This window comes from Aestuariivita sp., from assembly GCF_049276915.1.
Taxonomy (GTDB): Bacteria; Pseudomonadota; Alphaproteobacteria; order Rhodobacterales; family Rhodobacteraceae; genus Aestuariivita.
On the sequence record NZ_JBASXK010000028.1, the window covers coordinates 1 to 9,947 of the forward strand.

A 9,947-nucleotide genomic window follows, 5' to 3' on the forward strand; every position below is an offset into this window, starting at 1 on the left:
AACGCTTGTCCGGCGGTCGGATTCAGGCGATTTTCACGTCAGCCAGCATGCCACTTGGGGAATGTCGGCTAAAGAGTGCACCGGGTCCTCAGGATTTCCTTTCCGTGAGTCGCGATCAGTACCTGCGCCGGAACCCGTTGGACGAGGTTCGAAAATTCCCCGAGATCGGCGCAATTCACGTTTACGTGATCAGAGCTTCTCTGGCGCGGTCATTCAAAAAGATGATGCGCATATTTCAGAAAGGTGAATCTATGGGGATTGGTGCCTATCTTTTAGGCACCCCTGAATCGCGGATCATCCTTGATCGCCTGAATGGCACCAAATCCGCATTTCCAACCTAAATGCGTCATTCGTACCATTCAGCCCGAGCGGATAACCGGACAACGTCCAGCGGGCAGCACCTGTCGCGCGATCTCGGGTCCCATTCGAAAAACGGAATGCACCGGGACAGGCCCTGTGCCCCTGTTGGCGCAAACGGGATTGCTTTCGCGCCCAAATCGGCGATATCTCTGGGCATGGAAAATGCGCACCCGACATGACCGTTCTCGATCAAGACGCCACATGGTTTCTGGCGCAGCTCAAGCCGAACTCGGTCGCGATCGCGGACAGAAATCTCACCCGACAGGGGTTCGCGACCTTCGTGCCGCTCGAAGACTATACGCGCAAACACAATGGCAAGTTCCTTACCGTCTCGCGCCCGCTGTTCCCCGGATATATCTTCGTCGCCGTCGATGTGGCCCAGGGCCATTGGAGGGCGGTGAATTCAACCCAAGGCATCACGCGGCTGATAAGCTTTGGCGATCAGCCCGCCGTGGTTCCGTCCGACCTCATGGCCGAACTGATGGCGCGCCACAACCGGGCCGAGACCGACGCGCCCGAGAAGGTGTTCTCACCGGGCGATGCGGTCCGCGTGACCAGCGGGCCTTTCTTTGATCTCGTGGCCGAGATCGAACGCATTTCTGCGGACCGCCGCATCTGGCTCTTGATGGATATGATGGGCGGCAAGACCAAGGTTTCAGTCTCGCCCCGGCACATCAGACCGGCCTGAAAACGGCGCTCACAGGGCGCTGCGGGGGGTACAAAACGATCAGTCACCCACCGGGAGCATGTACAAAACGCACAAAACTCCTCGAAAACCTATCCCAGCGCGTATCCCGCGCCGCGCACGGTGCGCAGGGGATCGTCCCCGCCATGCAGACACAACGCCTTGCGCAACCGGCCGATATGCACGTCCACGGTGCGGGTATCGACATAGATGTCACGGCCCCAGACCCGGTCCAGAAGCTGCTCGCGGCTCCAGACCCGACCGGGCTTTTCCATGAAGGTGCTGAGCAGGCGAAACTCGGTCGGACCCAGCTTCAGATCCTTGCCGTGCCGGGTGACACGGTGAGTCTCGCTGTCCAGAATAATGTCTTCAAATTCAAGGCGTTCGCCCACTGTTGAGGGGCGGGCACGGCGCAATTGCGTGCGCACCCGCGCCATCAGTTCGATCACCGAATAGGGTTTGACCACATAGTCATCCGCACCCGTTTCCAGCCCGCGCACCCGGTCGACTTCTTCGGATCGCGCCGAAAGCATGATCACCGGAATGCGCCGCAGTTCGGTCCGCATCTTGATGCGCCGGCAGACCTCGATCCCCGACACTCCGGGCAACATCCAGTCCAGCACGATCACATCCGGAGCCTGCTCCTCCACCTGCAACAACGCCTCATCCCCATCCGCCGCCTTCACAACCCGAAAGCCTTCGGCTTCGAGGTTGTAGGACAGCACTTCGCGCTGGGCGAGCTCGTCTTCGACGACAAGAACGGTCGGTTTGTCTACTGACATCACATTTCGATCCCCGTTGTGGCCATCGGAGTGGTATCGCCCTTTGGCCGCTCATCATCCGGCGTCTGGCCGGTCACCATGTAGATCGTCTGTTCCGCAATCGTGGTGGCATGATCGCCTGCGCGTTCGATGTTCTTGGCGATGAAATGCAGATGCATGCCCGTGGTGATGTTGCGGTGATCCTCCATCATATGGGTCAGAAGGGCCCTGAAAAGCGTATTATACATCTGATCGGCCTCGCGGTCGCGTTCAAAGACGTCCTCGGCCAGCGCAGTGTCATGCTGGATGTAGGCATCCAGTGAATCCGAGATCATCTTGATCACGAAATGGGTCATCTGCCGCAGCGATCCGATCGAGCCGTTGATCTTGGCTCCTCCGGCAATCACCTGCGTACGCTTGGAAATGTTCTTGGCATAATCGCCGATCCGCTCAAGGCTAGCCGAGATGGCCATCACGCTCAGAACCAGCCGCAAATCAATTGCGGTCGGGGATCGCAAAGCCAGAAGCTGCGCGGTTTCAAAGCGGATCTCTTCATTCAGCGCATCAATGGTTCGATCGCCCTGCCTGACGCGGGCCGCCGCTTCCAGATCACCGTCCTCCAGCGCCCGGACCGAGTTGCGCAAGGCGGCTTCAACAAGGCCGCCCATGCGCATCACCTTGGCCTGAATCCCTTCAAGATCACGATCAAACGAGCTGACGATATGTTCTGATGCCATCTGCCTTATCCGATCCGGCCAGTGATATAGCTTTCGGTGCGAGGGTCTTCCGGATTGGTGAAAATCTGCGCGGTGTCGCCATATTCAACCAGGTGACCAAGGTGAAAGAAGGCCGTCTTCTGGCTGACCCGCGCGGCCTGCTGCATCGAATGGGTCACGATCACCACCGAATAGTTCTGTCGCAGCTCGTCGATCAGTTCCTCGACCTGGGCCGTTGCAATGGGGTCCAGTGCCGAGCAGGGCTCGTCCATCAGCAACACCTCGGGTTCGGTTGCCACGGCGCGCGCGATGCACAGGCGTTGTTGCTGACCGCCTGACAATCCTGTGCCGGGCTCATGCAGCCGGTCCTTGACCTCATCCCAGATCGCTCCACGGCGCAACGCACGTTCGACCAGATCATCCAGATCGGACTTCGAGCGCGCCATGCCATGGATCTTGGGGCCATAGGCGACATTGTCATAGATCGACTTGGGAAACGGGTTTGGCTTTTGGAACACCATGCCGACCCGCGCGCGCAACTGAACCGGATCGACCGAGGGATTATAGATATCCTGCCCATCCAGCAGGATGTCGCCTTCCACACGCGCCGCATCGATCGTGTCATTCATCCGGTTGAGACAGCGCAGGAATGTGGACTTGCCACAGCCGGACGGACCGATGAACGCCGTGACTGTCTTGTCGGCGATGTCGACGTTCACGTCCTTGAGTGCATGCGTCTCAGCATAATAGACCTGCACATTGCGTGCCGCGATCTTGAGATCTGTCGCGAGCATCTCGTGACCAGAGGGAGGGATGTCATACATGGGTCAATCCTTGGAGCTTACCAGCGCCGCTCGAACCGGCGACGCAGAAGGATCGCGATGATGTTCATGGACAGCAGGAAAACCAGAAGGATGATGATCCCGCCCCAGGCGCGTTCGTAATAGGCCGGGTCCGCGCGCTTGGCCCATTCATAGATCTGGGCCGGCATGGCCGAGTTCGGATCCAGAAAGCCAGCAGCCAGACCGTCGGGATAGTTCGAGGCGATAAAGCCCACCATCCCGATTAGAAGCAGCGGCGCCGTCTCGCCCAGAGCCTGCGCAAGGCCAATGATCGTTCCGGTCAGAATGCCGGGCATGGCCAGAGGCAGCACATGGTGGAACACCGTCTGCGTCTTGGAGGCACCCACACCCAGCGCCGCGTCCCGGATCGAGGGCGGCACAGCCTTCAGAGAGGCGCGGGTCGAGATGATGATCGTCGGTAGGGTCATCAGTGTCAGCACAAGCCCCCCCACCAAAGGCGCGGATTGCGGCAGATGTGCGAACTGGATGAACACCGCCAGACCCAGGATCCCGAACACGATCGACGGAACCGCGGCCAGGTTCGAGATATTGACCTCGATAATGTCGGTGAAACGGTTCTTGGGCGCGAATTCCTCAAGATAGATCGATGCTGCAACGCCAATGGGCAGCGAAAGGACCAGAACCACCATCATCATGAAGAACGAGCCGATCATTGCCACACCGATGCCGGCTTGCTCGGCCCGGCTTTCTGAAGCGTCAGAGCCAAAGATGAAACCGGGGTTGAAGGTCTTCGCGGCAACACCAGCCGCCACAAGCGCATCCGTCAGATCCAGATGTTCGGCGTCAATGTTCTTGTCGCGCGCCACGTCTTCGCGTTTGACCCGGTCCTTGAGATATCCGTCCACGCGGCTGGCTGCCAGAATGCGGAACGTGACGGTTTCACCAATCAGGTCGGGGTTGGCAAGCACGGTATCGCGCACCTGGGCCGCGGCCCCGGCCGAGAACATGGGTCTCATCTCCTTGCCGGTTGTCAGCGGTGTGTCGATCCCGTTGGTTGCGATCACATCCAGCATCGCCTGTTCCAGAAGCGGGGTATAGCCAAAGGTCGAAACCTTGCGGATATCCTCGATGTTGCGCTCACCCTGTTTGTCGAGCTTGGCCGGGTCCAGAAACACATCCACCGTGATGAAGGTCTGGCGAAAGGCACCTGAGCCGTTGCTGACAATCGAGGTGAGCAGGGTGATCAGCAACACCAGACCAATCCCGACAGCCGTCAGCCCATAGAGGCGAAAGCGCTTTTCGGCGGCGTTGCGTTTGCGCGTGCGTTCATCCGCAGCCATCAGGGATTTGCGCTCGGGACGTGCATGAGTGGCTGATGCGTCGGTCATTCGTACTGCTCCCGATACTTGCGCACGATCGCCAGGGCGATCACGTTCAGACCCAGCGTCATGACAAAGAGCGTCATGCCGAGGGCAAAGGCCACCAGCACTTCGGGACTGGCAAAATCCGCATCCCCTGTGAGCTGGCTGACAATTTTTGCGGTGACCGTGGTCATCGCGTCAAAAGGGTTCATGCTGAGCCGCGCCGCGGCCCCTGCGCCCAGCACGACGATCATCGTCTCGCCTATGGCGCGCGAAGCGGCCAGCAGGATCGCACCGACAATGCCGGGCAGGGCGGCGGGCAGCACCACCTGGCGTATCGTCTCGGACTGGGTTGCACCCAGCCCATAGGAGCCATCGCGCAGGGCTTGCGGCACCGCGTTGATGATGTCGTCTGACAGTGAGCTGACAAACGGGATCAGCATGATGCCCATGACCAGCCCCGCCGTCATCACCGCCGTGCCCGACTGCATCCAGCCCACACCCTGTTCACCAAAGATCGACACCAGAAGCGGACCGACTGTCAGCAGCGCGAACAGGCCGTAGACGATCGTGGGGATGCCGGCGAGGATCTCGAGCATCGGCTTTGCGAAGGCACGCACCTTGGGCGTTGCATATTCCGACAGATAGATCGCGGCGAACAATCCGATAGGGACGGCAACCGACAGCGCGATGATCGAAATATAGATCGTGCCCCACAACAGAGGGATGATGCCCAATTCGGAGCCTCCGCCAAAAGACGGGCTCCAGGTGAGGCTGAAGAAAAAGTCCTCGGCCGGATAGAGGCGGAAGAACTCGACAGTGCTGAAGACCAGAGACAGCACGATGCCGATGGTGGTCAGGATCGCGATACAGGCAGCGCCCACAAGGATCAGCTTGATCACGGACTCAACCACGTTGCGCGCCCGAAACTCTCGGCGCGTGCGCAGGAAGCTGTAAGAAAAGCCCGCAAGTGTCGCCGCCAGTATCGTGACCAGCATCAACAGCGAACCGGTCGAGGCCATGGCGCGATACCGCTGTGCGGCCTGCAGCACTTCGGGGGATACATCCGAACCCAGCGCCACGCCGACCGCGCCAAGTCGCTCACGAATATTGGTGGTTTCGGTGCGGATCGAGCGCGCCTCTTCCGCGCTCATGGTCCCTGCGGCGACAGCAGTGTCCAGCCCTTCGGCAACACGGCGCACATCGCTCATGACCAGTCCGATGGTGGTATCGGCGCTGACCGCCGTCTCCGGCAGAAGGCCTGAAACGGTCCTCTCGATCACAAGCGGCTGCACCAGCAACCACACCAGCAATATGCCCATGGACGGGACAAGAACTGAAAGGGCGACGTTCCATCCGTAATAGCTGGGCAGGGAATGCAGGACGCGCATGTCGCCACCCGCCGCTGTCATGGCGCGCTGGCGACCCAGAACGTACCCCATGGTCGACAAAACGAGAATCACGATCACAAGCCAGAATAGGGGCATGGTGGTTTCCGATATTTTGGAACGTGGCAGCAGAGCAGACGACAAGAGCGGCGCACCAGAAGCGCGCCGCCCAAAGGCAAACCGATTGGTTTACATGTTTGAGCCCATGACCTGCTCGTCAGAGACGACGGTCTGGGTTTCGGCCAGTTCGGGGTCGGATACGAGGCCGTATTCCGCCAGCGGACCGTCTGGACCTGCGATTTCGTCGCTTACGAAGAACTCGGCAAATTCTTTCAGACCGGGGATCACACCGATATGGGCTTTTTTCACATAGAAGAACAACGGGCGTGACACCGGGTATTCGCCAGCAGCGATCGACTCCGTTGTCGGCACGATGCCGGACATGGTCGCGACCTGCAGCTTGTCCGTGTTGTTCTCATAGAAGGCCAGACCAAACACGCCGATGCCGTTCTTGTTGCTGTCGATGCGGGCCAGGGTCTCGGTATAGTCGCCGTCGATGTCGGTCGATACGCCATCTGTGCGCACCGAGATGCAGGCGTCTTCGGCGTCATCTTCGGACATGCCCGCAGCAATCATCGCTTCCATGGCACCGGTTGCTTCACAGCCTGCCGCCAGAACTTTTTCTTCGAACACTTCGCGTGTGCCGTGCTTGGTGCCCGGGATATAGGCCGAGATCGGCTGGTCGGGCAGGGCATCGTTGAACTGGTTCCAGCTGGTGTAGGGGTTGTCGACGATTGCGCCGTCAACCAGCACCTTGGGCGCCAGAGCGTTGTACCAGTCAGATGGTGTGAAGGCGAAGGAATTGCCGTTGATGTCGCTGGCAAACACGATTCCGTCATAGCCGATGCGTACTTCGATGATGTCGGTCACGCCGTTTTCAGCGCATGCCTTCACTTCGCGCTCACGAATCTGGCGTGATGAGTTCGCGATGTCGATTGTGTTTTCGCCCACGCCTTCGCAGAACCGCTTGAGGCCGGCCGAAGAGCCACCGGATTCGACGACCGGTGTCGGAAATTCAAAGTTTTCGCCGAACGCTTCAGCGACGATGGACGCATAAGGCAGAACTGTCGAAGAGCCTGCGACCTGCACGTTGTCACGCGCATGGGCCGCGGTTGCGGAAAGGGCAGCGATCGCCAGAGTAGAGGCGGTCAGTTTCACGTAGGACATGGTTTCTCCTGAGGTTGCGTGATTCCCGGCCACGATGAGCAGCCTTGCGGTTCAGTAGTCAGCCTGCGTGAAGCAAATGTAATAGACATGTAACAGTTTTATGAAACTCCGACATTTTCCGGATTTGTCTGGACGGCGGAACTTCGCAGAGACCTGCCCGCTACGCTTTGCCACAACCCAAGCCGATGTATTTTCCAAAGCCAATTGGATACCATCGTATGCAGGGATTCTCCGTTGGCGTGGGGTGGGGGGTGCCCAAGCGTTGTGTTGTAAGTACAGGGCAACGACTGCAGTCTGGAAAGGACCGCTGATGACCAAAGACTTTCAGTATACTCCTGCGAATCTTTCCAATGCGCCAGGTCGGGCGCTGGATCGGGAAGCCGCCCGGCGCGCGTCGGCTTCACTTCAGTCCCTGCCGAAATTTCTGCCGGCCTCGTCAGTCTCGAACCTCGCTCAGGAGGTGATCTCGCGACTGGCCGCGCGCAGCCAGGCCTGCGACAAGCCGAATCATCAGGCAGAACAGCTTGCCGACGCGCTGGTCTCGAGGGATGCGGCCGCCGGTCTGCTTCAGGTCACCCGCATGATCGCCTCGGGGACCGATGTCGAGACGGTGTATCTCAAGTATCTGACCGGTGCCGCGCGCATCCTGGGAGAGCGGTGGACAGACGACGCGCTGACCTCGGCGCAGGTCGCAATCGCAGCCGCCCGGATTTATGCGATCATGCGTGGGCTCAGTTCGCGGATCGAACCGGATGTCTGGCCCGATGGCCGTCACGCCGTGTTTGTCCCGGTACCGGGTGAACACCACACGCTGGGCGTTTCGATGGCAGCGGATCTGTTTCGCCGTGACGGATGGCTCATCGATCTCAAGGTCGGACGGAGCCATGATGAATTGCTCAAGGAACTGGCCGAAACGGATTACGCCATCCTTGCACTGTCGACCTCGACACCGGCGATGTTGCCGGAACTGATCCTGTTGATTACGGCTGTGCGCGTGACACACCCGCATGTGCGGATTCTGATCGCGGGCAATCTGGTGGAGGTCGAACCCAAACTGCAGGAACTCACCGATGCGGATTTCGTATCCAACAGCTTTGAAGAGCTGCGTACGGTGATGAATGAGTTTCATGAGGCCGTCGCCGCGCGGGCAGGCGCAGCCCTCAGATAGACCGGAACAAGCCGCATGCCCAAAGACGAATTCAGTGAGGCGATCTCACGCAAACTCTGTACTGATTGCGGCGTCTCGCGCACCAAGGATCCTGCGCGCTGCGGGCAAGTCTGCCAGTTCATCAAACCCGACTATCCGGCGCAGGAAAAACGGGTGCATGGACGTGCCAGGGATGGCGCGCGCGAAGATGAGTTGTTCTTTGGGCCCTATCTCGACATGCATCGCGCCTGGGCAAAACAGCCCTCGGACGGGGCGCAATGGAGCGGACTGACCACGCGTATTGCCGAAAAGCTTTTGGCAAGCGGTACGGTTCAGGCCGTGCTGACCATGGTGCCCGACCCGGAAGATCGCTGGCGCCCGGTGCCCGCCCTGATCACGGAATCAGGAGATATGGCGCGCGCGCGCGGCATGCGCATGGGCTATGCGCCCTTGCTGGCCTTGCTGGAGCCTGCCCGGGAACGGGGCATAACCCGTCTGGCCGTGATTGGTATTCCCTGTCAGGTCTATGCCCTGCGCGCGCTGGAGGCCGAGCTGGGGTTCGAGCGGCTCTATGTGATCGGCACGCCCTGTTCGGACAATACGACCACCGAGAATTTCCATGAATTTCTGGGCCGTTTGACGGATCGGCCCGACCAGGTGTCCTATCTTGAGTTTCGTGCCGACTATCAGGTGGAGCTGCGCTTTGACGACGGGGCGCAGCGCGAGATCCCTTTCCTAAAACTGCCGATCTCGGACTTGCCGTCCGATTTCTTTCCGCTGACCTGCCGCACCTGTGTCGATTACACGAATGCCCTGTCGGATATCACGGTGGGTTACATGGCGGGCCAGGGCGAACAATGGTTGATCGTGCGCAATGAACGGGGGCGCGATCTGGTCCGGATGCTTGGAGATGAGGTCCGGCTTGCGCCGGTTGGAACCAAGGGCAAACGTGACGGCGCGGTGAAGGGATTTATCGTCAATACCGAGCTTGCCGCCGGAGGCCTGCCGCTGCGCCGCATGCCTGACTGGTTGCGACCGCTCATGGCCTGGTTGCAGCCGAAAATCGGCCCGCGTGGTCTTGAGTTCGCCCGCGCGCGGCTGGAAATGAAGGCAGCCGAGACAGTGCTGCACTTGCGTCGCCACCATCCGAGGCGGATGAAATACATGATTCCCGCCCATGTCTGGGCTTTGGTTGCGCCCTACGGGCTGAAGCCAGAGGCCGGCGAAACGCCCGAGGTCGCCCCGTCGCGCGAGGGATGACCGCAGGGTTTTGGGTATTTGAGACCAGAAAGAAGCAGCACTCGGGCGCAAGCAGACCAGAGGATGTGAGAAGGGGCCCGCTTTGGGCCCCTTTGGTTGTTCAGGCAAGTGTCAGAGTCTGATTCAAAACTAATTGAGCGTTCTCCATTTCTTGCAAGATGCCGTGTCACGCGTCTGATGTGTGCGATGAGGATCCAAGCCTCTGCGCTCGCGATTGATTTTTCCCAATCCTTCGACAG

10 protein-coding genes and 1 pseudogene are annotated in these 9,947 nt (G+C 59.7%); 4 read left to right on the forward strand and 7 right to left on the reverse strand.

Annotation, left to right across the window (positions count from 1 at the left end; genetic code table 11):
- Both WAO69_RS02775 and nusG read left to right on the forward strand, forming a co-directional pair.
- Positions 1 to 341, forward strand: a 341-nt coding sequence (locus WAO69_RS02775; RefSeq protein ID WP_422176520.1) for a hypothetical protein, incomplete at its 5' end; no start/stop codon positions are given.
- Positions 342 to 535: 194 nt separating this feature from the next.
- Complete coding sequence (gene nusG, locus WAO69_RS02780) at positions 536 to 1,048, forward strand: transcription termination/antitermination protein NusG (RefSeq protein WP_422176521.1); 513 nt, start codon at positions 536 to 538, stop codon at positions 1,046 to 1,048.
- An 89-nt stretch (positions 1,049 to 1,137) separates the two neighbouring features.
- Here nusG and phoB read toward each other — a convergent pair whose 3' ends face one another.
- From phoB to WAO69_RS02810, 6 genes are all read right to left on the reverse strand, one after another.
- The gene (gene phoB / locus WAO69_RS02785) at positions 1,138 to 1,827 is read right to left on the reverse strand and encodes a phosphate regulon transcriptional regulator PhoB (RefSeq protein WP_422176522.1); all 690 of its coding nucleotides are present in this window, start codon (positions 1,825 to 1,827) and stop codon (positions 1,138 to 1,140) included.
- Positions 1,827 to 2,543 (reverse strand): phosphate signaling complex protein PhoU, encoded by a 717-nt coding sequence (gene phoU, locus WAO69_RS02790; protein WP_422176523.1) that lies wholly within the window; start codon positions 2,541 to 2,543, stop codon positions 1,827 to 1,829. Before phoU ends, phoB begins: the two co-directional genes overlap by 1 nt.
- A 5-nt stretch (positions 2,544 to 2,548) precedes the next feature.
- On the reverse strand, positions 2,549 to 3,346 hold the full coding sequence (gene pstB, locus WAO69_RS02795; protein ID WP_422176524.1) for a phosphate ABC transporter ATP-binding protein PstB: 798 nt from the start codon (positions 3,344 to 3,346) through the stop codon (positions 2,549 to 2,551).
- Between the two features lie 17 nt (positions 3,347 to 3,363).
- A complete protein-coding gene (gene pstA / locus WAO69_RS02800) occupies positions 3,364 to 4,713 on the reverse strand; it encodes a phosphate ABC transporter permease PstA (RefSeq protein ID WP_422176525.1) in 1,350 nt (449 codons plus the stop codon).
- The gene (pstC, locus tag WAO69_RS02805; RefSeq protein WP_422176526.1) at positions 4,710 to 6,173 is read right to left on the reverse strand and encodes a phosphate ABC transporter permease subunit PstC; all 1,464 of its coding nucleotides are present in this window, start codon (positions 6,171 to 6,173) and stop codon (positions 4,710 to 4,712) included. Before pstC ends, pstA begins: the two co-directional genes overlap by 4 nt.
- Positions 6,174 to 6,263: 90 nt before the next feature.
- Positions 6,264 to 7,301, reverse strand: a complete 1,038-nt coding sequence (locus tag WAO69_RS02810; protein WP_422176527.1) for a substrate-binding domain-containing protein — start codon at positions 7,299 to 7,301, stop codon at positions 6,264 to 6,266.
- Between the two features lie 310 nt (positions 7,302 to 7,611).
- Here WAO69_RS02810 and WAO69_RS02815 point away from each other — a divergent pair, with 310 nt between their 5' ends.
- Both WAO69_RS02815 and WAO69_RS02820 read left to right on the forward strand, forming a co-directional pair.
- Complete coding sequence (locus tag WAO69_RS02815) at positions 7,612 to 8,469, forward strand: cobalamin B12-binding domain-containing protein (protein WP_422176528.1); 858 nt, start codon at positions 7,612 to 7,614, stop codon at positions 8,467 to 8,469.
- A gap of 15 nt (positions 8,470 to 8,484) precedes the next feature.
- Positions 8,485 to 9,708 (forward strand): Coenzyme F420 hydrogenase/dehydrogenase, beta subunit C-terminal domain, encoded by a 1,224-nt coding sequence (locus tag WAO69_RS02820; RefSeq protein ID WP_422176529.1) that lies wholly within the window; start codon positions 8,485 to 8,487, stop codon positions 9,706 to 9,708.
- Positions 9,709 to 9,857: 149 nt separating this feature from the next.
- On the opposite strand, the pseudogene WAO69_RS02825 reads toward WAO69_RS02820, so the two are convergent.
- Positions 9,858 to 9,947: pseudogene (locus WAO69_RS02825) on the reverse strand (IS5/IS1182 family transposase); the annotation flags it as partial.

Coding starts and splice junctions, on each gene's coding strand:
- WAO69_RS02810 (WP_422176527.1), bottom strand. CDS start 7,301: ATGTCCTACGTGAAACTGACCGCCTCTACTCTGGCGATCGCTGCCCTT.
- pstC (WP_422176526.1), bottom strand. CDS start 6,173: ATGCCCCTATTCTGGCTTGTGATCGTGATTCTCGTTTTGTCGACCATG.
- pstB (WP_422176524.1), bottom strand. CDS start 3,346: ATGTATGACATCCCTCCCTCTGGTCACGAGATGCTCGCGACAGATCTC.
- WAO69_RS02815 (WP_422176528.1), top strand. CDS start 7,612: ATGACCAAAGACTTTCAGTATACTCCTGCGAATCTTTCCAATGCGCCA.
- phoB (WP_422176522.1), bottom strand. CDS start 1,827: ATGTCAGTAGACAAACCGACCGTTCTTGTCGTCGAAGACGAGCTCGCC.
- pstA (WP_422176525.1), bottom strand. CDS start 4,713: ATGACCGACGCATCAGCCACTCATGCACGTCCCGAGCGCAAATCCCTG.
- WAO69_RS02820 (WP_422176529.1), top strand. CDS start 8,485: ATGCCCAAAGACGAATTCAGTGAGGCGATCTCACGCAAACTCTGTACT.
- phoU (WP_422176523.1), bottom strand. CDS start 2,543: ATGGCATCAGAACATATCGTCAGCTCGTTTGATCGTGATCTTGAAGGG.
- nusG (WP_422176521.1), top strand. CDS start 536: ATGACCGTTCTCGATCAAGACGCCACATGGTTTCTGGCGCAGCTCAAG.